The sequence below is a fragment of the Plantactinospora sp. GCM10030261 genome, from assembly GCF_042666615.1.
In the GTDB taxonomy this organism is placed as follows: domain Bacteria; phylum Actinomycetota; class Actinomycetes; order Mycobacteriales; family Micromonosporaceae; genus KBS50.
The window spans coordinates 179,728-201,187 of record NZ_JBHTDD010000005.1; the positions used below are offsets into that span (position 1 = coordinate 179,728).

Consider the following 21,460-nt stretch of genomic DNA (forward strand, 5'->3'; position numbering starts at 1 on the left):
CGTCGATTGGTGCGTCGATTTGGGCGCGCGTGGGATCTCGGCGGTCCGGCCGCCGACCAGGGGAAGCCCTGCCGATCAGAAGGAGGGCCGGTGGAAACGGACCTCGCCGCCGCCTATGAACGCTGCCGTGAGCTGCACAAACGGCATGGTCGTACCTACTATCTCGCGACCCGCCTGCTGCCGAGGTGGAAACGCCGACACGTCCACGCGTTGTACGGCTTCACCCGGTACGCCGACGAGATCGTCGACCGCACCGGAGACCTGCCGCCCGCCGAGCGGGCCGCCCGGTTGACCGACTGGTCCGACCGGTTCGTCGCCGGACTGCACGGCGCGCCGGTGGACGACCCGCTGCTGCCCGCCGTGCTGCACACGATCGCCGCCTTCGACCTCGATCGGGCCGACTTCTCGTCGTTCCTGCGCAGCATGGCAATGGATCTCACGGTCGCCTCGTACCCCACCTACGACGATGTACTCGACTACATGGAGGGTTCGGCGGCGGTGATCGGCACGATGATGCTGCCGATCCTCGGCAGCAGCGACCCGGCAGCCGCCCGCGAACCGGCCCGCCAGCTCGGCTTCGCCTTCCAGCTCACCAACTTCATCCGGGACGTCGCCGAGGACCTCGACCGGGGCCGCACCTACCTGCCGGACGAGGACCTGGCCAAGTTCGGCGTCGACCGGGACGACCTGACTGACGCCGCGCGACGGCAGGTGTCCCCACCGCGGGTCCGGGAGCTGATCGAGTTCGAGGTGAGCCGCGCCCAGGCTCACTACGCCGCCGCCGCTCCCGGCATCCTGCTGCTGGAACCCGCCTCCCAGGCGTGCATGCGGACCGCGTACGCGCTCTACGGCGGCATCCTGGACGAGATCGCGGCGGCCGGCTTCGACGTGTTCGCCCGGCGTGCCGTCGTGCCGAACCGCCGGCGGCTGGCCGTGGCCGGTCGCTCGTTGCTGACCCGCCCCGGAGCGCCGGTGCCGCTTCCCGGGCCGGCCCGGGGCGCCGGGTGAGCGGCGGCACCGCCGTCGTGCTGTTCACCCGCGACCTGCGGGTGCACGACAACCCGGCGCTGGCCGCCGCGTGCGCCACCTTCGACCGGGTGGTCCCGCTGTTCGTCCTGGACCCGGAGCTGGCCGGGCTGGCGGCGAACCGGCACCGGTTCCTGCACGACAGCCTGGCCGACCTGCGGGACGCGCTCCAGGAGCGGGGCGGCGACCTGGTGGTCCGCCGCGGCGACCCGGTCGCCGAGACCATCCGGCTGGCCCGGAAGGTCGGCGCCCGGGGCGTCGCGCTGTCCGCCGACGTCAGCCACTACGCGCGGCGCCGGGAGCGCCGGCTGCGGGACGAGTGCGAACGGCACCGGCTGTTGCTCAAGCTGTTTCCCGGCATCACCGTGGTCGACCCGGGAGCGTTGACCCCGGGCGGCGGCGGGGACCACTACCGGGTCTTCTCCCCGTACCACCGGAGTTGGCTGGCCACCACCTGGCGCGACGAGGCGCCCGCGCCCCGGACGGTCCACCTGCCCGCTGACCTGCCCGCGGGACGGTTGCCGGGCGCGCCGCGCGCCGACTCGCCCGGCCTGCCCACCGGCGGCGAGCGCGCCGGTCGCCGCCGGCTTCGCGACTGGTTGACCGAGATCGACCGGTACGCCGAGCGGCACGACGACATGGCCGGCGACGGCACCTCGCGGCTCAGCCCGTACCTGCGCTTCGGCTGCCTGTCCCCGCTGTCGGTGGCGCGCGCGGCGCCCGACCGGGACGGCGAGTTCGTCCGCCAGGTGTGCTGGCGCGACTTCTACTACCAACTGGCGCTCGCCAACCCGGGCCTGTCCCGGACGGCGATCCGGAGCCGCAACGACACCGACTGGCGGACCGACGCCGACGCGCTGGCCGCGTGGGCCGAGGGACGCACCGGGGTGCCCATCGTGGACGCCGGGATGCGGCAGCTGCGGGCCGAGGGCTGGATGCACAACCGGGCCCGGCTGATCACCGCCGGCTACCTGACCAAAAAGCTCAAGCTCGACTGGCGGACTGGGCTGGACGTCTTCTATCGCTGGCTGGTCGACGGTGACGTGCCGAACAACTCGGGCAACTGGCAGTGGGTGGCCGGCGTCGGCACCGACACCCGGCCACACCGCGGCTTCAACCCGATCCGCCAGGCGCACCGCTTCGACCCGGACGGCGAGTACGTCCGGCGGTACGTCCCCGAGCTGGCCAGTGTTTCCGGGAAGGCCGTGCACGAGCCGTGGAAGCTCCCGCCCGATGTCCGCCGCCAGCTCGACTATCCGCCACCACTGACCGGATACGACGGCTAGAACTCGTCAACCAGTCAGTGCCCCACGGGTCGGTCCGGAGAGTCCAGCGGTCGTTCCAACGCGACGAAGACCAGGGTGTTGAGGCGGAGCAGGGCATCCCAGTCCTCCTGGCGCACGTCCGGGAAGGCTTCGGTGACCGCCCTCGGCACGGGGCTACCCTCGGCGGCGTTGAGCAGGTCGCTGAGGGCGATGCCGTGGTCCTTGAGGCCGAACCCGACCGCTTCCCCGCCCCGGCGGATCGGCCGGCGCGGAGTCCGGGAGGGCGATGTCTTCCAGCCGCCGGAGCACGTGGCGTAGCTTGGCTTTCGTCTCGTCCTGTGTGGGGGAGTCCGGGCGGAGCACCGGCGGCAGGTGGTGCGCACGCCAGTGCCGCACCGCCCGCGCCAACTCCGTCGAGGGCTCCCGTCGTACGAGCACACAGGCGGCCCGGAACGCCTCGGCCACCCGACCGGCAGCCGTGTCGGCATCCATGCCTCCCGAGATGGCGATGCCGACCAGGGCGTCCAGGACGGACACCAGTTGCCGGTCGGTCGTGGCCGCCACCAGCTGCCGGATGGATTCGGTGTCACGCCAGTCGAGCGGATGCTCCGCCAGGTAACCGGAGTACAGCAGCAGCTTGGCCGCCATCGCCTCCGGCTCGAACTCCGCGTCGTTGTCCCACCCGCCCTGCCCGTTGAAGATCGCGATCGTTTCAGGGGCGAAGGATCCAAGGGATCGGACGTTGTCCAACAGTGTTTCGATCTGCTCGGCGCGTGACCTCACGTGGTCGACCACGGCGCCCGACGGCGGTGCGGCGCATCCGTTCGCGGCTATCGCCCCGACCTCGACCAGGGCCCACAGTGGCGCGTAGAGGTCGTACGCCATGGAGGTCTCGCTCAACACGTCACGTACCTGCTCAACTAGCTGTTCACCGCGGGCCAGGTCGCCGTGACGATCCTGAGGTCATCGGACTGGACATACACCGCGCCGGTGCTCGCGTGGGCGGCCAGTGACGCGATCACCTCGTCGGCGCGGTCCCCGGGCCTGTGCGAGCGGATGGGAGAGGGCACCCGGACGGGGCCGTCGGCTGGGTCTTCACAACCATCGACACCGCGTAAGCGGGCGAACCCCTCCACCGGGCCGTCATACCAGTCGAGGACGATCACATGGGCAAGGCCCACCTCGGCGGGGTTCAGGTCGGCCAGTTGCCCGACCGGGTCCAGATTCTCCTCGTCACGCATCGTCAAGGACCATAGCTCGACAGCGATCGGCGGTGGTCAAGCCGCCGCGTCGCGGGGCTCGAAGCTGACGTGGCGTCGCTGTACGTGACTGGTCGGGAGCGATCGTGTGGGAGATGCTGGCCGGGTGACTGACGAACGGGTTGACGTGGTCGTCCTCGGGCTCGGAGTGGGTGGCGAGGAGGTGGCGGGCAAGCTCGCCGAGGCGGGTCTGTCGGTGGTCGGCATCGACGACGGGCTGGTCGGCGGGGAGTGCCCGTACTGGGGGTGCATCCCCAGCAAGATGATGATCCGGGCGGCCAACGCGCTGGCCGAGGCGCGTCGGGTCGACGACCTGGCCGGCGCGGCGACGGTGACGCCGGACTGGGCGCCGGTGGCCAGGCGGATCCGCGAGGAGGCTACCGACAACTGGAACGACGAGGTCGCCATTCGCCGGTTCACCGACAAGGGCGGCCGGTTCGTCCGGGGACGCGGGACGCTGGCCGGCCCCGGCCGGGTCCGGGTGGGTGCCGACACCTACCACGCCGGACGCGCGGTCGTCGTGGGCACCGGCACCGCGCCGTCCGTGCCGCCGATCGACGGTCTCGCCGGCACGCCGTACTGGACCAACCGCGAGGCGATCGAGTGCGCCGAACTGCCCGGGTCACTTGTGATTCTCGGAGCCGGCGCCATCGGGCTGGAACTGGCCCAGGTGTTCGCCCGGTTCGGGGTCCAGGTGCGGATCATCGAGGCGTACGACCGGGTGCTCGCCATCGAGGAGCCGGAGGCCAGCGAGGTCGTGGCGGCCGCCCTCCGGGCCGACGGAGTGCAGATCCACACGAGCGCCAGGGCCGAGCGGGTCAGCCACGGCGACGACGGCTTCACCGTTCACCTGGCCGGTGGTGAGCGGGTGCGCGGCGAGCGGCTGCTGGTTGCCACCGGCCGGTCGGCGCGCCTCGGCGACCTCGGCATCGACGCGGTCGGCCTCGACCCGCACCAGCGGTTCCTGGCGCCGGACGAGCGGATGCGGGTCGGTGACCGGCTGTGGGCGGTCGGTGACGTGACCGGACAGGGTGCCTTCACCCATGTCGCCATGTACCAGGCCGGGATCGCGGTCCGGGACATCCTCGGCGAGGACGGCCCGGGCGCCGACTATCGCGCCCTGTCCCGGGTCACCTTCACCGATCCCGAGGTGGGTGCGGTGGGACTGACCGAGCGGCAGGCCCGGGAGAAGGGCATCGAGGTGCGGACCGCGAACTCGCCGCTGCCCTCCTCGACCCGCGGCTGGATCCACAAGGCGGGTAACGAGGGCTTCGTCAAACTGATCGCCGACGCCGAGCGGGGGACAATCGTGGGCGCCACCTCGGTCGGACCCGCCGGCGGCGAGGTGCTGGGTTGGCTCAGCGTGGCGGTGCACGCCGAGGTGCCGGTGGAGAAGCTACGGCACATGATCTACGCGTACCCGACGTTCCACCGGGCCATCGAGGACGCGCTTCGCCGGCTGGGGTAGGCCGGGAGCCGGACCCGACGAATCGGGTCTACTGTGGGGGGAGCGCAACCGGCCCGATCAACTCAATTCGCGGCATCCCGGTCGGCCGTGCCATGCCGGCCCGCGCCGGCGGCGAAGCGGGCGGCGCCGGCAGCCGCGTCAGCGGCCAGCGATGACATGCCGTGATCCAGTTCGGTCGCCATCGCCTCCGTTTCGGCTCTGCCGGCCGCCGCCAGCACCGACAGCCGGTCGTTACGCAGGCAGGTCTGCGGAAACGCGGCGATCTGAGCGGCCAACGCCTCGGCCACGGCCCGCGCGCCGCCGGGCGCCGCGAGCCGGTTCACCAACCCCATCTCATACGCCTCGACGGCCGGCACCGGTCGACCGGTGAGAACCAGGTCCATCGCCCGGCTCTCCCCGATCAGCCGGGGCAGCCGCACCGTCCCGCCGTCGATCAGCGGCACGCCCCACCGGCGGCAGAACACGCCGAGCACCGCGTCCGAATCGGCCACCCGCAGGTCGCACCAGAGCGCCAGTTCCAGGCCGCCGGCGACCGCGTACCCGGAGATGGCGGCGATCACCGGCTTGGTCAACGCCATCCGGGTCGGACCCATCGGACCGTCCCCGTCCGCCGCCACCCGGTTGCCGCGCGGGGTGCCGATGGCCAACAGATCGGCGCCCGAACAGAACGTGCCGCCGGCGCCGCAGAGGACCGCGACCGCCGCCGTCGGATCGGCCTCGAAGGCGCGGAACGCGTCCGCCAGCGCCCGGGCCGTCGGTCCGTCGACCGCGTTTCGGCTCTCCGGCCGGTCCAGGATCACCGTGGTCACCGGACCGGCGTGCTCCACCCGTACCCCCATCGGGTCAGCATGACCCCCGCGGACCTGGCCCGCCAGGGTTGGGCGGCGAATTCGGCCCGGCCGGCGGGTCGCCCCGGCGCCGGCGACGGACACTCGTGGAGATCAGCGTCGCCGCCAGCGCGGCGCCCACCACGCACGCCACCCCCAGCACCTGCGACCAGGCCAGCAGCTCACCCAGCAGCACCATACCCACAAGCGCGCCGATCGCCGGCTCGAGGCTCAGCAGGATCGCGAAGACGCGGGCCGGCATCCGGCGCAGCGCGGCCAACTCAGCCGTGTACGGCACCACCGAGGAGAGCACCGCCACCCCCGCACCCAGCACCAGGATCCACGGGTCGAGCAGGTCCGTGCCGCTGCCGGAAACGCCGAACGGCAGCACCGCCAGCGCCCCCACCGCCATCCCGAGGGCCAGGCCGGAACTGCCACCCACGTGCGTGCTCATCGCCTTGCCGAGCAACACATAACCCGCCCAACCGGCGGCGGTGCCGACGCACAGCAGCAGACCAAGACGGTCCACGTGAACGCCGAACACGCCGCTGATCAGCAGCACTCCGGACCCGGCGAGCACCGCGCACAGCACGTCCAGCGCACGGCGGCTCGCGACCAACGACACCAGCAGCGGACCGGCGAAGCCGATGGTGACCGCCACCCCCAGCGGCACCCGGCTCAACGCCGCGTAGAAGCTGAGATTCATCACCGCCATGGCGAGCCCGAACGCGACCACCAGGCCCATGGTCCGCCAACCCAGCCACAAGGCGGGCCGGGCCAGCAGGGCCAGGATCAGGGCGCCGAAACCGAGCCGCAGCAGGGTCGTCCCACCCGGGCTGGTGGCACCGAATAGCAGCTTGGCCACCGCGGCGCCCACCTGAGTGGAAACCATCCCGAGCAACATGAGCAACGGTGGCGGGACCGCACCCGATCGGGTGACAGCCGCCAGCAGGTTGGCGCCCGGATACCGGACCGGCATCGATCGCGTGACTACCTCGTACACGAAGGAAACCCTGCCGGTGCCGACCGAGGTCCGCTACCGAATTCCCGTCGCGCAGAGGCCGCTCACGCGGTGCGGCGGCCGGACTGCCGGGCGTAGCGCGGGCTGGGGCGCAGCGGCGCGCTCGCCGTGCCGGCTCCCGCGGCGATACCGCGCACCAGGTCGCGGATCGTCTCCCGGCCGTCCCGCGCGGGTCGCCAGCCCAGTTCCCGCTCGGCCCGCGAGCAGTCCACAAGCGGTGCGGCGGCCGTCAGGTCCAGCCACCCGGGCTCCGTCGGGATCAGCTTGGCCCGCCAGGCCAGCTTCGACGCGATCCTCATCAGCGACAACGGCATCCGGACCACCCGGCCGCCGACCTCCGCCGCCACCACCGCCGCGTCCAGCACTGGCTCCGCCGCGATGTTGTACGCGCCGCGGCAGTCGCTGCGCAATGCCCGCAGGTACGCCTCGGCCGCGTCCTCGGCGTGTACCACCTGGCCACGGAGCCGCCGGTTCGCCGGAACAATCGGCAGCCGCCCCCGGCGTAGCAGCGACACCGGGGTCAGGCCGCCGAGAAAGTACCGGGTCAGTTCCGCACCGGCGACGTACTGCAGGACCAGTGTGGTGCGCAACCGGATCACCTGGAGGCCAGGATCTTCCCACTCCACCCCGTCGAGCAACGCCTCGACTGCCGCCTTGTCGCCGCTGAATCCCGAGCCGCCCACCCCGGTCACCGGCCAGTCCTCGTCGACCCGTTCGTCCTTTGGGCCGGGCTTGTACGCGGCCACGGAGGAGGCGTACACCAGTTTGGGCACCCCGGCCTCGCGCAACGCCCGGACCACATGCCGGGTGCCGAGCAGGTTGGTCCGGCGCAGCCGGGCCCGGCGGTGACTCGGCTGCACCTGCCAGGCCAGGTGCACCACCGCGTCGAGCCCTCGGAACGCCTCGATCAGCGGGGTGACGCAGCCCGGATCCCCAAGATCCGCGGACATCCACCGCACCCCGTCGTACGGGCTGGCCGCCCGGCGTGGAACCCGCCGGGCGAGCCCGAGAACCTTGATGTCGTCCTCGGCACCCAGCCGGCGGAGCAGGGCCGTGCCGACGTTCCCGGTGGCCCCGGTGATGGCTATCCGCATTGCCATTTCTACCCGCGCCACCGGCCGGCATGCCCCGGATAGGGCCGGGCGGTTTGCCGCGGCCTGACGGGGGAATCCGGTCATCGTGCGCGAATTGCTGACGAAACTCGAACGTGCCTCCCGACTCGACGCGGCCTCCGAGTGGGCGCAGCGAGCCGTCGGGTCGGTGCTCCGATCGCAGCGGCTCCGGGACGTGCTGCACGGCGTCTGGCTGGGGCACCCGCTGCATCCGGCGATGGTCCAGGTGCCGGTCGGTGCCTGGAGCAGTGCCGCCATCCTCGACCTGCTGCCCGGGCAACGCCGGGCCGCCACCGTGCTGGTCGGTGTCGGCACCGCTGCCGCCCTGCCGGCCGCCGTGGCGGGATGGAACGACTGGGCCGCGCTGAACCGGGAGCAGCGCCGCGTGGGGCTGGTGCACGCCGCGGCCAATATCGCGGGCGTGACGCTGTACGCCGGCTCGTTCGCCGCCCGGCTGGCCGGCCGGCACGGCGTCGGCCGGACCCTGGCCTACCTGGGGTTGGCCGCGGCGGGCGGCGGGGCGTACCTGGGCGGGCATCTGGCGTACAAGCAGGCGGCCCAGGTCAATCAGAGCGTCGCGGAGACGCACCGACTGTCCGAGGACTGGCGACCGGTCGCCGACCTGGACCAGGTGCCGGACTCGACCCTCGTCTCCCGGACCGTCGACGACGTGGACGTGGTCCTTTACCGGGACGGCGAGTCGCTGACCGTCATGCTCGATCGCTGCGCCCACCAGAGCGGTCCGCTCGGTGCGGGCAAGGTGGTCACGGTGAACGGCCGGGCGTGCGTGGAGTGCCCCTGGCACGCCAGTCGATTCCGGTTGGACAACGGCCAGGTGGTGCAGGGACCGGCCGGAACCGACCAGCAGGTGTTGCCCGTACGCGTGGTGGCTGGCGTGATCGAGACCCGGCTGCCCTGACGTCGACCGGATCGTCAGGGGGGCGGTCGGCGGTGCCGGCCCGTCTCGGCCGCGGACCCGCGGTCGGTGGTCGGCCGGCGGCGTAGACCCAACAGCGCACCGATCTGGGCGCCCACCATCCCGGCGACCGTGAGGACCGCCGAGACGGCCAGTGGCCGGTTGACCGCGCCCACCTCGGCCGCGCGGGAGGCTCCGACGGACAGCGGAGCGCCGCCGGTCCGTTCCGGTGCCGGGCCGGGCTGGACCGGTGGTTGGGCGGCTGATGGTTGAGCGGATGGTGGCTGGGTGACCGGGGGCTCGATGGCCGGCGGTGGCACCGGTGCGGACCGGTGTGGTGCCGCCGGGGGCCGGATCAGCCGCCCGGTCGCGTGCGGGCGACGGCCATGGTCGATCGCGCCCGGCGGCAGCCTGAGCAACTGCCCGGGCCGGATGAGGCTCGGGTCGGCGATCCGGTTGAGCCGAGCCAGTTCCCGGTAGCGGGCGAAGTCGCCGAGATAACGGTCGGCGATCTGGCCCAGGTAGTCGCCGACGGCGACCCGGTAGACCGGTGCCGCTGGCCCGGTCTGTCCGGACGAGGCGAGCCAGGCCGGGGCGGGCCCGGCGGGGGTGTGCCGCGCGGCGGGCCTCGGTGTGCCGTACGGACCGGTCCGACCGTCCGACCGCCATGCCGGCGGAGTGGCGGCAGGGGCGCCGCGGTCCGCGTATGGTGCCGCGTACCCCCGCGCGACCATGTCCCTTGTGGTCATGTCGGCTGCGGTCGCCTCGTGGGCCACGACGCCGTACGACGTGGGCGGTGCCGCCACGCTCGCCGTCGCGGCCACCGCGGGGCTTGCCGCCAGGATCAACGCGACCGAGCCGATCAACGTGGCCGCGACCCGCTGCTGGCGACGCATGCCCGGCAGCCGCGGCGCGGGTCGGCGCAGCATCCGGGCGGGCACCTCCACCAGGACGGCGAGCGCGAAGGTGGCCCAGCCGAACCAGCCGACGACGGCCAGTGCGCGGACGAAGAGTTGGCCGTCGTCCCGGCTGGTCAGCGCCGTGCCGATCTCGGCCAGGCCGGGGACGTGGTCGGGTAACGGGTTGCCGGCGAAAGTGATCAACGCGACCGGCCCGCCGACCAGCAGACCGAGCAGCGCCACCAGTGCCCCGAGGCCGGCGACGACCTGCCCGGCGCGCCGCGGGACCGAACGACCCGAGGGGGACATGCTGCCTTCCTTCCTACGGTGGTCCGTCAAGCAGTTCGGCCCGGACCGTTGCCACGTGCCGGCTCGGCTCCATGCCGAAAAGACCCAACATGACCGGTTCGTACTCCAGCGCTACGGTGACCGCCACCGTCTGCCGCTCCTCGCCGGGCTGGCCACCGCTGGACGTCCCCAGTTGCGGCTCTCCCACGAGTTCCGCCCCGGCGGCCTCGACATAGGCCGCCACCTCGGCTTTCACCCGTACCTGGTCGAGCACTTTCCGCTCACCGTCGATCGCCGCTCCCTCGTCGATAGCCTGGCCACCGGTCCGGGCCGCCTCGGCGGCGACGGTGTGCGCACGCTGCTCGGTCAAGAGCCGACCCGCCCCGTCGACCGACAGACCGATGACGGCAGAGACGGCGAGCAGCCCGATCGCCAGGAAGACGCTGACCCGCCCGGCGTCCGGGGTCTTCACAGGCCACCTCCGGAACTCGTCCCGGGTGGCGTGACCGCGCCGATCGGTGCCATCCCCAGGCTCCGACCGCGGAACCGGTCGATCGGGGAGACAAAGCTGCGCTCGATGCCCACGCTGCCCGGAAAGCCGGGGAGGCCGAGATCCGCGTACGAAACGGTGCAGGAGACGGTGGCGACCACGAAGACGAGGTTGCCGACCCGGTCCGAGTCGAACGCGTCGACCAGGGAGATCGCCGGGTCGGTCGGCTGGGCACCCGGCAGCCGCCCGGCCAGGGTGACCGAGGCCGCCGGAACGCAGTTCAGACCCTGCTCGGCGAGCAGGTCCTCGACGGCCTGTTCGCCGTCGGCCAGCGCCTGCTCATGGGTGCGTGCTATCGAAGCCGCACGGGCGGCGTCGTGTGCCGCCGCGTCGATCACGTTGCGGGCGACGGTGGCCCGACCGGCCACGACGGCCAGCCCCAGCAGCAGGATGAACACCGGCGCCAGGATGGCCACCTCCACGGATACCGAGCCGCCCTCCGACCGGTCCCGGGCCGCCCGCCGGATCACTCCGCCCGTCCTGTCATGAGTCAGTCCTCTGTGAAGCGTTCGACGGGCCCGTGCGCGGTCTGCTGGACGGTGATCTCGATACCGGGCAGCAGCGACAGCACCTGACCCGTCACCACGGCGGTGGCCTCGGTGTCGGTGCGCTCCACGCTCACCTCGGCGCCGGTCAGCCACCCCGGTGCCGCCGAGATGAAGGCGTGCGCGCTCTCCTCTCCGTCCGCCTTGGAGCCGGTGTACGGCCGGGCCGAGTTGACCGCGAGCTGCGCGGCGTTGAAGGCCAGCGTCCGGGCCAGGAAGTAGGACGCGGCCTGGATCGAGACGATCAGCAGGATGAGGATGGTCGGCAGCAGGATGGCGAGTTCGACAGGCGTCGCTCCCCGGTCGACCGATCCCACGCGCGACGACCTCCGGCGGCCGCCCGGTCCGGCCGCGCCGGGACGCCGGGCCGGTGGTCCGGCCCGGCGATCCGGCGGGTACGGGCCTGGCATCAAGTGTTGTCGGGCGCGTCGCCGGAACCCGGGATCAACGTGGTCCAGTCGTCGATCGCCTCGTTGGCGACCAGCAGGATGCCGAGGGCCAACACCGCGAGGCCAGCGATGATGATCGCGGTGGGTACCGGGCTGTCGCCACGATCCGGGTCGGGTGGCCGCCAGGCGGCGACGTAGGTGCGGAGCATGAGCAGGAGGGGTCTGACCATCGGGGGACCTTTCTGGGAACTCGTCAGATGCGACTGACGAACGGATAGAGGACGAATCCCATGAGGACGAAGACGAGCAACGCGCCGGGCACGTCCAACCGGGCGGTGACCGCCTCGGCTCGGGCCAGGTTGTCGGTGCGGATCTGGTCGCGCAGCGAGTCGGCGCGCTGCCGCAACGTCTCGTGCACCTGCGCGCCCTCCGCGCCCGAGGACTGCATGATGGCGCCGACGTCACCCAACTCCGCGACACCGATCTCGTCGGCCAGAGCGCGCAGTTCGTCCCAGGGCGAGTGCATCTGGAGCTGGGCGATCCGCAGCGCCTCCCGGATCCGCTCGAAGACCCAGCCCTCGCAGACCGCCGCCGCGCGTTCGAGGGCCTGCACCGGGCCGTGCGCCGCCGACAGTTGCAACGCGACCAGATCGAGGTAGGTGCAGATGGCCCGGCGGAACTCGCGCCGGGCCCGCTCGGCCTTGGCCAGCACGTCGTGGTGCGCGATCAGTCCGAACAGGACAGCCAGGCCGATTCCGGCGGCCACCGGTAGGGCCACCGGCAGCCCGACGCCCACCGTCGCGAGCCCGGCTCCTACCAGCGGCGGAAGCACCAGACCGCTGAGTCCGGACAGCAGCACGGACAGCGCGTACTGCTCGGGGGTCCGGTCGAGGAGCGCCAGGTCCCTGGTCGGTGGACGTAACCACCGTGCCAGACCGCCCAGCCACTCCGTACGGCGGGACGAAGCCGGTCGGCGACCAACCATGGCGGGCTGATGCAGCCGGCGCAGCGCCGGCCCGAGCGCCGGAGTGGCCGGCAGGATCTCCCGGATGAGCAGGAAGGCGCCCAGGCCGGCCAGCGCGCCACCGCCGACGGCGAGGGTGAGCTGCCCGTTGAGGATCACGCGAGCACCTCCTCCGGATCGGGAGCCGCGAGCACCCGGGCGGGCGCCGGAGGCTGGCTCATCGCCCGCACCCAGGCGAGCAGACCGACGAAGGCCGCGCCGAGCACCACCATCACGAACTGGCCCGCCGGCTCGCGGTACGGCGCCATGTAACCCGGGTTGATCAGCCCGTACGCGAGGACGAGCAGTGTCATCGCGGTGAGGAAGCGGACTGCGAAGCGCGGCTGGGTGCGCTTCGCCTCGACCTCGCGCCGGGTGGCTACCTCGGCGGCAGCGGCGCTCGCGATGGAGCCGAGCACGTCACCGAGCCGCTCGCCGCGATCCGTCAGGTGCAGGATCAACGCGGCCACCGCCTGGTCACAGACCGGGTCACCGATGTCGTCGGCGAACGCCAAGAGGGCCGTCCGACCCAGCCAGCCGGCCTGCAACCGAGCGGCGAGCAGCCGCACCTCCTCGGCGATCTCGTCAGGCGCGGACGCGACCGTACCGATGATCGCCTGTTGCAGGCCCTGACCGGTGGCGGACACGTCCTTGATCCGGCGGGTCCACTCACCCACCGCCTCGATCCTGGCAATCGCCTGGCGTTCGGCCTTGCCCACGGTGAACAGCCACGGTGCCCCCGGCACCGCGGCGGCGACCAGCAGGCCGACCACCGGCAGGCCGGTGAGCAGGAACGCTCCCGCCCCAGCCAGACCGGCCGCGATCAGCATCGCCTGGTGCCGGCGTTGGTCCCGGCGGTTCGGGCTGCGACCTCGCCACAGCCGCGGCAGCCAGTGTCTCGAACCGGTCGGTGCCGGTCGTCTGGTGCCGACCACGGCGACGACGGCCAGCACCACACCGGCCACGCACGCGGCGCCGGCCAACACCGCGATCAACTCCACCTGGGCGGGCAGTCTCATTGGAGGGGCCCGCCGTTCGTTCGCGACTGCGGGGCTCGCAAACCCGGCTCACTCCTCGCGCTCACCGGGTCGCCGTTCGTTCGCGACTGCGGGGCTCGCAAACCCGGCTCACTCCTCGCGCTCACCGAACCCCCAGGCGGCTGTGTCGAGGGCGGCGCCAGGAACCGACGCCCGCCTCGATGTAGCGGGACAACAGGCGGGTGTCGTAGCCGACCCGGGCCAACTGGTCGCGGACCCGCTCGGGCAGGTGCCGTGGCACCGCACGGCCGTCCGGACCGGGCCCGAAGACCGATGTGGTGACGATCCGGTTGCCGTCACCCCCGCCTCCGATGATCTCGTCGATGTGGGAGACAAAGCGGTACTTGCGCCCACCGATCGGGGTCTCGTCCTCGACCGTGACATAGACGATCAGGTCCAGCGCGTTGCTGGCCATCCGGCGGGCCTGCTCGACGGTCATGTCCCGACCGTGTGACAGGGCCAGCTCGATGATCCGGTCGCTCACCCCGGCCGGCGTGCGGGCGTGAATGGTGCACATGGATCCCCGGCTGGTGGTCATCGCCTGGAGCATCGGCACGATCTCCCGGGACCGCACCTCGCCCACGATGATGCGCAGCACCCCCATTCGCAGCGAGAGCGGGATCAGGTCGGCGATGCTGACCTCACCCGCCGGCCGGCCGTCCGGTCCGCGCTCGCCGTGACCCTCCCTGGCCTCGAAGCTCATCACCGAGCGGTGCCGGAGTCGTCGGCGGGCCGGCAGCAGTTCCCGGCTCTCCTCCAGCAGCACGTACGGCTCGTCGGCCGGAATCTCACCCATCAGGGCCCGGATCACCGTGGTCTTCCCGGCACCGGCCAGGCCGGCGACCATGATGTTGAGCCCGGCGCGCATGGCGGCCCGGAGGAAGTCGCGGATCAGCGGATCGATCATCTCGTCGAGGTCGACCCGGCCGCCGGCGATGTCGTCAAGCGACACGTCCAGCGTGTTGTGCTTGCGCAGCACCGCGTACGGACGGTGACTGACCAGGTAGACGGCGGCCAGCCGGCTGCCATCGGGCAGCTGCAGGTCGAGGGTCGGCTTGGAGGTGGACAGCGAGCGTTCCGTGGCGCCGGCTCGTCGGGCCGCCGCCTGAAGGATCTCCACCAGCTCTTCGTCGCTGTCGGCGATCGGTTCGCCCCACTCGACGCCACCACCGTGCCGGGTGATCCGTACGGTGTCGCAGCCGAGGATGTGGACCTCCTCGATCGTGTTGTCGACAAGCAGACTCTGCAACCGACCCAGTCCGACCAGTTCGGCGGTCACCTGGTCGAGCAGCGTCCGTTCTTCGACGGCGTCCATCGGGGTGCCGGCCCGCCGGACGCTGTCGGCATACTCGGTGACCACGGCCGCGGCCAGCCGGGTCCGTTCCACGTCCTCCTCGGCGACGGTGAACTCCCGTCCGCGCTGCCACTGGGTGAGCCGCTCGCTGAGTTCCCGGCGTAGCTCCCGGACCAGTGCGAAATCGGTCCGGGAGCGGGGCGGCGCGGGTGGCGGCGCGGGTGGAGCGGGTGCGATGGACGCCGGTACGGTCGGATCGGCCGGCCGGTAGTGCCGGCCGTTGGGTGGAATCGGCGGCACCGTCGAGGTGGCGCTCCGGGCCCGCGGATCATGCGACACCGGTTCAAACCGCATCGGGCACCTCCGCGGGCAGCGGCCAACTCAGCCGGGCCCGGCGCCGGTCGAGCAGGGCCCGGACCGGCACTTCGAGCGACCCGGCCGCGCGGAGCAGCGGCCGGCGGCCACGCACCGTGCCGCCGTGCCCGAGCACCCACGCGGAGTGTGGGTCGTCCGGTAGTTGCGCGATCACCGGTAACCGCAGCGTCCGGCTGACCTCCGCCCGGCCGTTGCCGTCACCCACCAGGACCAGACGTAGCGCACCGGCCGGCACCCGGTGCTCGGTGAGGTCCCGTTCGATCGCCTTGACCGTGGCCTGGGCACTGGACAGGTCGGGCAGGTGGGCCCGGGTAACCACGAGGACCACGGCCGCCGCCCGCAGCAGTGGCCACGGCGCGTTGGGCACCTGGAGGCGGCCACAGTCGACGAGAACGTCGTACCCGGGCTCGCCGCGGTCGAGGGTGACGAAGAAGTCCGCGAACCGCTGCCACAGGGGGGTGACGCTGCCCGCCTGGGCGTGGTCGACCACGCCGGGCAGCAGCAGGCGTTCCCGCCGGGGGGCGTCCAGGTCGATGAGTTGCCCCCAGAACGCGGTGTCGAGGTTGCCGTCCCGCAGCTCACCGACGGCCAACTCGCCGATGCCGCGCGGGCCGTCCAGCGAAGCGGTCAGGTAACCGGCCATGATGGACCCGCCGGCCGGATCGCACTCGGCCAGCACCACCCGCCGGTGCCAGGACAACGCGCAGGCCAGTGCCGTCGTGGTGACGCCCGGCGAGCCTTTGCCCGCGACCAAGGCGATGATCGCCATCCGTCAGGCCGATCCGACGAGGACGGCGGCAAGCCGGTCCTGAGCCTGCAGGGACACGACCGCCGGCACGTCCCGTACCGCCAAGGCGAGGTAGAGCACGATCGTCGTCTTGTCGGTGTTGGCCGAGTCGATGACCAGCGCCTCGAAGCGGGTGCCGGCGGCCGTCAACCCGGTCTCCCGCGCGTTCTTCTCCGGCGTGCTGACCAGCAGGACCTGGTCTCCGGGATGAAGCGCCCTGGCCGGCACCGCGTCGGTTTTCAAGCTCACCGCCACCTGCTGCTGGCCGGGACCCAGCAGTGGCTTCTCGGTCAGCTGCGACATGGTCAGCAGGGTGCCCGGGACGAGTCGGACCGCGGCCCGCTTGGCCAGCACTGACTCGACCTGGCCGGCGGGCACCGGGCTCAATCCCTGCCCGCCGGCCACCTGCACCTGGACCAGGTCGTCCCGGGTGAGCTGGGTGCCCACCGGCACCTCCCGGGCCACCGCCAGGTAGGTTCCGGTGGCGCGGACCGAGGTGACCGCGAACGCCGCCCCGAGGCCGCCGAGGGCGATGAGCAGGATGGCCAGGCCGAGCAGGCCGGGTCGGGTTCGCCGCTGTCGGAGGATCTTCGGCGGCGTGATCGGGGCCTCGACCGGCCCGGTGTCGTGCGCGGTCGTCACGCTCATCTGTCCGTCACCACCTGGAGCTCGTTGATCGTCACCTCGGCGACCTCGCTGCGTCGGGTCGGGCGCAGGACGTCGGATTCGCCGCTGCTCGCCTCCCAGCGGACCTGCCAGTGGGTTGTCACGACCACCTCGTACTTTCCGGCCCTGCGATAGCCGGGATATCCGCAGGTGGGCGACGGCCCAGCCTGGTCGGTGTGCGCCGAGCCCGGGTTGTCGCAGGTCATCGAGTCGTTGTTGCCCATGTCCCAGACCACCTTCTCGACGCTGGCCCAGATGTCCACCCGCAGACCCCGGTCCTCGGCGGACGCGTGCAGCGGCTCCTCCGGGGAGACGTAGTACGGCGCGACGGGCGGGATCCACAACCAGACCGGGAGCCCGACCAGGCCGGACTTGCCGGACCGCGGGGCGATGCCCAGCCGGGGCCGAGCCAACGTCAGCCTGGCCAGCGCCTCCGCCGCCAGGTCGGCGGGGTCAGGGGGCGCGCCGAAGCCACCGGGTGGCGCGTCCAGCCACGCGGTGCTGGTGCCGTTGAGACAGCTCATCGTGTACGCCTGCCGCCCGTCCGGGGCGGTGGTGGGCGGTTCGGCGAGCCGGTAGTAGCAGCCGTCGGACTGGTTGAACCAGCCCTGCAGCGGGTCGTAGCAGGGCACCGGGGTGCCGTCGCGGGTGCACTTGCGGGCCGGGTCGCTGCCGCCGTTGCCGTTGCCTCCACCGGTGTCCCCGCCCCCGCCCGGGCCGCCGGGACGGCCCGGCTTGTCATCCCAGACGTGGCAGTCGACCTGGGCGGGTGGGCAGGCGCCCCCTGGATCCTTGGCGGCTACGGCGGGTGCGGCGAGTGCGTTGGCCAGCAGGCCCAGGACCGCGCCGGTGGCCAGGAGCGCGCGTGCTCGGCGGGTCAGCATGGCTGGTCCCGAAAGGCGGTGCCGGAGCTGATCAGCCACCGACCGTCGGAATAGCGGGTGGCGGTCGCCGTGACCAGGTAACGACCGCCAGCCGAACCGGGCACGGGCGCGGAGTTTTTCCGGTAGATCAGCCGGTAGCCGGAGGCGTCGAGGCAGTCCTGGATCACCACGGTCGGTGGTTGCGCGTCGAGGCTGACGCTGGTGACCGTCGGATCCGACCGAAGGGTGCCGGTCCGTGTCGCGCCGTGTGCCTTGACGTCCCGGACCGTCACGCGGACCGAGGTGAGCAACGGATCGGCGAGGTATTTGCGCAGATCAGGATGGAACGGGTCGCCCTTCTGCTCCGCCGTACGGGACGCCGCGAGATAACCGCCGTACGCGTCGAGGGCCAGCTGTTTGGCCGCGGTGGTCCGCGCGTCGTCGGCCGTTGGTGCGGCCGTTGGCGCGGCGCCGCCGGTCATCGCGGCCGGGCTGTCCGGCGATCCGCAACCGGCCGCGGTGCCGGCGAGCGCGGCGGCGATCACGACGGCCGCGCATCGGGTCCAGTGTGCTGCCCGCACCGAACTCCTCCTCCAACCGATTCGGGAAGCCCCGAAAGGAACCGTCACGGCCTGGCTGAAAATTGCGCAGCTATGCCCGGCGGTTAATGGACTGAGTAGACCGGACGCGCCCCGCTCCTCCGCCACCGTCGCATCGACCGTCCGACACATGCGAATTTCCGCCGGGCCAACGCGTGACCCGAAGTTCCGATCGTCGCCCTCCCTGTGCAGGGTGATATCCGCATCAACTGTCTGTCGCCGCCGGCCGATCCCGCTCGGTCCCGGCACTTGCGCGTCATCCAAAGGGGGAGCATAGGCTGGTGTCCGGCATTGCGACAGAGGCAATTTACGTTTACACGGACGGTGACTTCATTCGCCATTTCAGCGACATAAGATCTTGTTGACTATCAATGCGATGTCCTGCTGACCGAACATTACATCTGGAAAGATTTAATGGTGATTGAGCCTTATCGTTCGTCCGTGCCGCCGGCCGCGCCGTCCGTGCCCCCGGCCGCGCCGCCCCCGCCCGGCGGGCCGGCGGCGCCGTCCCCGCCGAGGCCGTCCCGGTCGGCCCGGCTCCTCGCCGGGCTGGCCGTGACGCCCGGGCAGCGGTGGCTGGCGATCCGCTACGCGGTACCCACCGGTCGGCCCGACCGCCGCGACTGCGAAGAGTGCGGACGTCCGCTCCGGTTCCCCCTCCCGACGCGACCGTGGTCACCGGTCGGGCGGTGTGCGGCGTGCGGGACCCGGACAGGTCCGCCCCCGTACGTCGTCGAGTTGCTCACCCTTGGCGTGCTGCTGCTCGCGGGCTGGCTCGCGTTCACCGGACCGGTGCTGCCCGCCGCGGCGTTCGCCTGGTGGGCGCTGTGGGCCGTACCGCTGGTCCTGATCGACCTCGCGGTGCACCGGCTGCCGGACCGACTGACCTATCCGGCCGCGCTCGGTGCCTGGCTGCTGCTCGGCGGCGGAATGCTCGCCGGGGACGGCCGGCCGGCCGACTGGCTGCGGGCGGGCGGCGCCGGTCTGCTGGTGGCGGCGTTGTTCGCCGCCTCCACGCTGCTGCTCGGCCGGCGTGGATTCGGGCTCGGCGACGCCAAGCTGGCGCTCGGCACCGGCGTGCTGCTGGGCTGGGTCGGCTGGCCGGCGGTGCTGTTCGGACTGCTGGTCGCGGTGACCGTCTCCGGCCTGTCCGCGCTGTTCCTGCTCGTGGCTCGCCGGGTCCGCTGGGCCAGTGAGCTGGCGTTCGGACCGTTCCTGGTGCTCGGCACCGCGGTCGCCTGGCTGCTCGCCGGTTGACCGGCAGCACGGGAGGCCCGACGTCAACCCGTCCCGCGCAGGTAAGTGAGCACCGCGAGCACCCGCCGGTTGCTGTCGTCGGTCGGCGGCAGCCCCAGCTTCGCCAGGATGTTGCCGACGTGCTTGCCGACGGCGGCCTCGGTGACGAACAGCCGTCGGGCTATCGCGCCGTTCGAGTGTCCCTCCGCCATCAGGGCGAGCACCTCCCGCTCCCGGCCGGACAGCCGGCCAAGCGGATCTTGGGGCTGCCGGAACGCCGCGCGGATTACCTCCGGGTCGATGACGGTGCCGCCACCGACCACCGCGCGCAGCGCCCCGACGAAGTCTTCGACGTCAGCGACCCGGTCCTTGAGTAGGTAGCCGATCCGGCGCCCGTCGCCCGAGTCGAGCAACGTTGACGCGTACCCGGCTCGCACGTACTGGCTGAGGACCACGACGGCCAGCGCGGGATCGGCGGCGCGCAGGTCCACGGCGGCGCGCAGGCCCTCGTCCCGGAAGTCCGGAGGCATCCGGATGTCGGTGACCACCAGGTCGGGCCGGTGCGTCGCGACGGCGGTCAGCAACCCGGTGGCGTCCCCGACGGCGGCCACCACCTCGAACCCGAACCGGGGCAGCATGCCGGCCAGCCCCTCGCGCAGCAGCACCCCGTCCTCGGCGAGTACCACCCGGATCACCGGTCGCACGGCAGTTCCACCCGCACCACCGTGGGCCCGCCGGGCGGGCTGGACAGCAGCAGCCGCCCCGACTCCGCGGCGACCCGGTCGGCGAGCCCGGTCAGTCCGCTTCCCCGGGCGGGATCGGCGCCACCCGCCCCGGCGTCCCTGATCTCGACGGCCAGCGTCCCGCCGGTCCGGTCGAGCGTCACCTCCGCCTGGTCGGCGCCGCTGTGCCGGGCGACGTTTGCCAGCGCCTCGGATACGGCGAAGTACGCCGCGTTCTCCACCCGTTCCGGCAACCGGCCGACCCAGTTACCACCACTGTGGACGGTGACCGGAATCGCGGACCGTCGGGCGAGGTCCTCGACCGCGCCCGGCAGCCCGAGATCGGCCAGACTCTGCGGGCGGATGCCGTGGACCAGGTCGCGCAGCACCACCATCAGCTCCTTGGCCTGGTCGTGCGCCCGGGCCAGCGGCTCGGCGGCGGGGGAACCGGCCGGCACGTCCAGCCGGGCCATCCCGAGTTGCAGGGCCAGGCTGGTCACCCGGTGCTGGGCCCCGTCGTGCAGATCCCGTTCGATCCGTCGCCGCTCCGATTCGTACGCGTCGACGAGCCGGTCCCGGGACCGGGCGACCTCTCGCAGGGCCGGGGTTTCGCCGTCGTCGTACAGCAGCGACCGGGCCAGCGCCGCCTGTCCCGTGGCGAGCAGGCCGAGCAGGTACGGCGTCAGCGCGAGCAGCAGCAGCCCGGCGATCGCGTACGGGACGGCCTGGCCGGTGGTGCGCGCCGTGGCGATGCCGAGGGCGACCGGCCCGTCCCCGACCAGCCACGGGCCGGCCAGCAGCGAGAGCTCTCCCACCAGCAGCACCGCCACCACCGCGTACGCCGCCGGCACGACCGTGCCCAGGCAGATCGCGTATGCCACCTCGCGCCACGTGGCGGGGTCGGTCAGCCGGGACCGGAGCGACCGATCGGCCACCGGTCGCGGGTCGGTCGGCGGGCCGAGTGGTCGCCGGTCGACGAGTCGCAGCCGCCGGCGTTCGATCCGAGCCACCGGCCGGGCCAGCGCCAGCCCGGCGACCATGACGAGGGCGCTGGCGATGCCGAGGAACAGCGCCAGCGGCAGCGGCGGCGGAGTGCCGGCGGCCAGCCGGCGACCGACGACGAGCCAGGGCAGGGCGGCCAGCAGCACCACGAGGGCGCAGCCGGCGGCCGGCGGCACGCCCGTCGTCACGTACAGCGCGGCCCGCCACGGCCACGCCGAGATCGGGAACCGGCGGCGGCCGAGGGCGGCGAGCAGGTGATCGGGAGGATCGATGGGCACCCGAGCACCGTATCCACGGGTGCGGGCCGGACC

At 72.6% G+C, this 21,460-nt stretch carries 25 protein-coding genes; 5 read left to right on the forward strand and 20 right to left on the reverse strand.

The window, feature by feature from the left end; translation table 11 throughout:
• The first annotated feature begins 90 nt into the window (after positions 1 to 90).
• Together ACFQUZ_RS08670 and ACFQUZ_RS08675 are read left to right on the forward strand one after the other, a co-directional pair.
• A complete protein-coding gene (locus ACFQUZ_RS08670) occupies positions 91 to 1,008 on the forward strand; it encodes a phytoene/squalene synthase family protein (protein WP_377439831.1) in 918 nt (305 codons plus the stop codon).
• Complete coding sequence (locus ACFQUZ_RS08675) at positions 1,005 to 2,312, forward strand: cryptochrome/photolyase family protein (protein WP_377439834.1); 1,308 nt, start codon at positions 1,005 to 1,007, stop codon at positions 2,310 to 2,312. The genes ACFQUZ_RS08670 and ACFQUZ_RS08675 overlap by 4 nt, the downstream gene beginning before the upstream one ends.
• A 14-nt stretch (positions 2,313 to 2,326) precedes the next feature.
• On the opposite strand, the gene ACFQUZ_RS08680 is transcribed toward ACFQUZ_RS08675, so the two are convergent.
• Genes ACFQUZ_RS08680 through ACFQUZ_RS08690 form a run of 3 tightly spaced genes read right to left on the reverse strand, consistent with a single transcriptional unit; the run spans position 2,327 to position 3,532 of the window.
• A complete protein-coding gene (locus ACFQUZ_RS08680; protein WP_377439837.1) occupies positions 2,327 to 2,461 on the reverse strand; it encodes a hypothetical protein in 135 nt (44 codons plus the stop codon).
• 4 nt (positions 2,462 to 2,465) lie between these two features.
• On the reverse strand, positions 2,466 to 3,194 hold the full coding sequence (locus ACFQUZ_RS08685; protein ID WP_377439840.1) for a hypothetical protein: 729 nt from the start codon (positions 3,192 to 3,194) through the stop codon (positions 2,466 to 2,468).
• 17 nt (positions 3,195 to 3,211) lie between these two features.
• Entirely contained in the window at positions 3,212 to 3,532 is a 321-nt protein-coding gene (locus ACFQUZ_RS08690; protein ID WP_377439843.1) for a hypothetical protein, read from the reverse strand.
• A gap of 124 nt (positions 3,533 to 3,656) precedes the next feature.
• On the opposite strand from ACFQUZ_RS08690, the gene ACFQUZ_RS08695 reads away from it, so the two are divergent.
• Positions 3,657 to 5,018 carry a dihydrolipoyl dehydrogenase family protein gene (locus ACFQUZ_RS08695; protein WP_377439846.1) on the forward strand — a complete coding sequence of 454 codons (1,362 nt, stop codon included), beginning with the start codon at positions 3,657 to 3,659 and terminating at the stop codon, positions 5,016 to 5,018.
• 62 nt (positions 5,019 to 5,080) lie between these two features.
• Here the strand turns inward: ACFQUZ_RS08695 and ACFQUZ_RS08700 are convergent, their stop codons facing one another.
• The 3 genes from ACFQUZ_RS08700 to ACFQUZ_RS08710 form a co-directional block, all read right to left on the reverse strand.
• The gene (locus ACFQUZ_RS08700; protein ID WP_377439848.1) at positions 5,081 to 5,857 is read right to left on the reverse strand and encodes a crotonase/enoyl-CoA hydratase family protein; all 777 of its coding nucleotides are present in this window, start codon (positions 5,855 to 5,857) and stop codon (positions 5,081 to 5,083) included.
• A 4-nt stretch (positions 5,858 to 5,861) separates the two neighbouring features.
• A complete protein-coding gene (locus ACFQUZ_RS08705; protein ID WP_377439850.1) occupies positions 5,862 to 6,848 on the reverse strand; it encodes a DMT family transporter in 987 nt (328 codons plus the stop codon).
• Positions 6,849 to 6,910: 62 nt separating this feature from the next.
• Complete coding sequence (locus tag ACFQUZ_RS08710) at positions 6,911 to 7,960, reverse strand: NAD-dependent epimerase/dehydratase family protein (RefSeq protein WP_377439852.1); 1,050 nt, start codon at positions 7,958 to 7,960, stop codon at positions 6,911 to 6,913.
• A gap of 85 nt (positions 7,961 to 8,045) precedes the next feature.
• Here ACFQUZ_RS08710 and ACFQUZ_RS08715 point away from each other — a divergent pair, with 85 nt between their 5' ends.
• Entirely contained in the window at positions 8,046 to 8,897 is an 852-nt protein-coding gene (locus ACFQUZ_RS08715; RefSeq protein WP_377439853.1) for a Rieske 2Fe-2S domain-containing protein, read from the forward strand.
• 14 nt (positions 8,898 to 8,911) lie between these two features.
• On the opposite strand, the gene ACFQUZ_RS08720 is transcribed toward ACFQUZ_RS08715, so the two are convergent.
• From ACFQUZ_RS08720 to ACFQUZ_RS08775, 12 genes are all read right to left on the reverse strand, one after another.
• Entirely contained in the window at positions 8,912 to 10,102 is a 1,191-nt protein-coding gene (locus ACFQUZ_RS08720; RefSeq protein WP_377439856.1) for a LysM peptidoglycan-binding domain-containing protein, read from the reverse strand.
• A gap of 13 nt (positions 10,103 to 10,115) precedes the next feature.
• On the reverse strand, positions 10,116 to 10,553 hold the full coding sequence (locus ACFQUZ_RS08725; protein ID WP_377439859.1) for a hypothetical protein: 438 nt from the start codon (positions 10,551 to 10,553) through the stop codon (positions 10,116 to 10,118).
• A complete protein-coding gene (locus ACFQUZ_RS08730) occupies positions 10,550 to 11,101 on the reverse strand; it encodes a TadE/TadG family type IV pilus assembly protein (RefSeq protein WP_377439862.1) in 552 nt (183 codons plus the stop codon). The genes ACFQUZ_RS08725 and ACFQUZ_RS08730 overlap by 4 nt, the downstream gene beginning before the upstream one ends.
• A gap of 20 nt (positions 11,102 to 11,121) precedes the next feature.
• Positions 11,122 to 11,493: a TadE/TadG family type IV pilus assembly protein gene (locus ACFQUZ_RS08735; RefSeq protein WP_377439864.1), complete on the reverse strand. Its 372-nt coding sequence runs from the start codon at positions 11,491 to 11,493 to the stop codon at positions 11,122 to 11,124.
• Positions 11,494 to 11,585: 92 nt separating this feature from the next.
• Complete coding sequence (locus ACFQUZ_RS08740; RefSeq protein WP_377439867.1) at positions 11,586 to 11,795, reverse strand: hypothetical protein; 210 nt, start codon at positions 11,793 to 11,795, stop codon at positions 11,586 to 11,588.
• 23 nt (positions 11,796 to 11,818) lie between these two features.
• Positions 11,819 to 12,685, reverse strand: coding sequence for a type II secretion system F family protein (locus ACFQUZ_RS08745; protein ID WP_377440079.1), 867 nt, complete (start codon positions 12,683 to 12,685; stop codon positions 11,819 to 11,821).
• Complete coding sequence (locus tag ACFQUZ_RS08750; RefSeq protein ID WP_377439870.1) at positions 12,685 to 13,587, reverse strand: type II secretion system F family protein; 903 nt, start codon at positions 13,585 to 13,587, stop codon at positions 12,685 to 12,687. The genes ACFQUZ_RS08745 and ACFQUZ_RS08750 overlap by 1 nt, the downstream gene beginning before the upstream one ends.
• Positions 13,588 to 13,708: 121 nt before the next feature.
• Complete coding sequence (locus ACFQUZ_RS08755) at positions 13,709 to 15,253, reverse strand: CpaF family protein (RefSeq protein ID WP_377439873.1); 1,545 nt, start codon at positions 15,251 to 15,253, stop codon at positions 13,709 to 13,711.
• Positions 15,243 to 16,043, reverse strand: coding sequence for a ParA family protein (locus ACFQUZ_RS08760; protein ID WP_377439875.1), 801 nt, complete (start codon positions 16,041 to 16,043; stop codon positions 15,243 to 15,245). Before ACFQUZ_RS08760 ends, ACFQUZ_RS08755 begins: the two co-directional genes overlap by 11 nt.
• A 3-nt stretch (positions 16,044 to 16,046) precedes the next feature.
• Positions 16,047 to 16,709: a flagellar biosynthesis protein FlgA gene (locus ACFQUZ_RS08765; RefSeq protein WP_377439878.1), complete on the reverse strand. Its 663-nt coding sequence runs from the start codon at positions 16,707 to 16,709 to the stop codon at positions 16,047 to 16,049.
• Positions 16,706 to 17,611 (reverse strand): hypothetical protein, encoded by a 906-nt coding sequence (locus tag ACFQUZ_RS08770; RefSeq protein WP_377439880.1) that lies wholly within the window; start codon positions 17,609 to 17,611, stop codon positions 16,706 to 16,708. Before ACFQUZ_RS08770 ends, ACFQUZ_RS08765 begins: the two co-directional genes overlap by 4 nt.
• Positions 17,605 to 18,171: a hypothetical protein gene (locus tag ACFQUZ_RS08775; RefSeq protein ID WP_377439882.1), complete on the reverse strand. Its 567-nt coding sequence runs from the start codon at positions 18,169 to 18,171 to the stop codon at positions 17,605 to 17,607. Before ACFQUZ_RS08775 ends, ACFQUZ_RS08770 begins: the two co-directional genes overlap by 7 nt.
• A gap of 567 nt (positions 18,172 to 18,738) precedes the next feature.
• On the opposite strand from ACFQUZ_RS08775, the gene ACFQUZ_RS08780 reads away from it, so the two are divergent.
• A complete protein-coding gene (locus tag ACFQUZ_RS08780) occupies positions 18,739 to 19,446 on the forward strand; it encodes a prepilin peptidase (RefSeq protein WP_377440082.1) in 708 nt (235 codons plus the stop codon).
• A 23-nt stretch (positions 19,447 to 19,469) separates the two neighbouring features.
• Here ACFQUZ_RS08780 and ACFQUZ_RS08785 read toward each other — a convergent pair whose 3' ends face one another.
• Both ACFQUZ_RS08785 and ACFQUZ_RS08790 read right to left on the reverse strand, forming a co-directional pair.
• Positions 19,470 to 20,129 carry a LuxR C-terminal-related transcriptional regulator gene (locus ACFQUZ_RS08785; RefSeq protein ID WP_377439884.1) on the reverse strand — a complete coding sequence of 220 codons (660 nt, stop codon included), beginning with the start codon at positions 20,127 to 20,129 and terminating at the stop codon, positions 19,470 to 19,472.
• Complete coding sequence (locus ACFQUZ_RS08790) at positions 20,117 to 21,427, reverse strand: sensor domain-containing protein (RefSeq protein WP_377439885.1); 1,311 nt, start codon at positions 21,425 to 21,427, stop codon at positions 20,117 to 20,119. The genes ACFQUZ_RS08785 and ACFQUZ_RS08790 overlap by 13 nt, the downstream gene beginning before the upstream one ends.
• Positions 21,428 to 21,460 lie beyond the last annotated feature (33 nt).

Coding starts and splice junctions, on each gene's coding strand:
- ACFQUZ_RS08690 (WP_377439843.1), bottom strand. CDS start 3,532: ATGCGTGACGAGGAGAATCTGGACCCGGTCGGGCAACTGGCCGACCTG.
- ACFQUZ_RS08700 (WP_377439848.1), bottom strand. CDS start 5,857: ATGGGGGTACGGGTGGAGCACGCCGGTCCGGTGACCACGGTGATCCTG.
- ACFQUZ_RS08710 (WP_377439852.1), bottom strand. CDS start 7,960: ATGCGGATAGCCATCACCGGGGCCACCGGGAACGTCGGCACGGCCCTG.
- ACFQUZ_RS08720 (WP_377439856.1), bottom strand. CDS start 10,102: ATGTCCCCCTCGGGTCGTTCGGTCCCGCGGCGCGCCGGGCAGGTCGTC.
- ACFQUZ_RS08740 (WP_377439867.1), bottom strand. CDS start 11,795: ATGGTCAGACCCCTCCTGCTCATGCTCCGCACCTACGTCGCCGCCTGG.
- ACFQUZ_RS08750 (WP_377439870.1), bottom strand. CDS start 13,587: ATGAGACTGCCCGCCCAGGTGGAGTTGATCGCGGTGTTGGCCGGCGCC.
- ACFQUZ_RS08755 (WP_377439873.1), bottom strand. CDS start 15,253: ATGCGGTTTGAACCGGTGTCGCATGATCCGCGGGCCCGGAGCGCCACC.
- ACFQUZ_RS08760 (WP_377439875.1), bottom strand. CDS start 16,043: ATGGCGATCATCGCCTTGGTCGCGGGCAAAGGCTCGCCGGGCGTCACC.
- ACFQUZ_RS08765 (WP_377439878.1), bottom strand. CDS start 16,709: ATGAGCGTGACGACCGCGCACGACACCGGGCCGGTCGAGGCCCCGATC.
- ACFQUZ_RS08770 (WP_377439880.1), bottom strand. CDS start 17,611: ATGCTGACCCGCCGAGCACGCGCGCTCCTGGCCACCGGCGCGGTCCTG.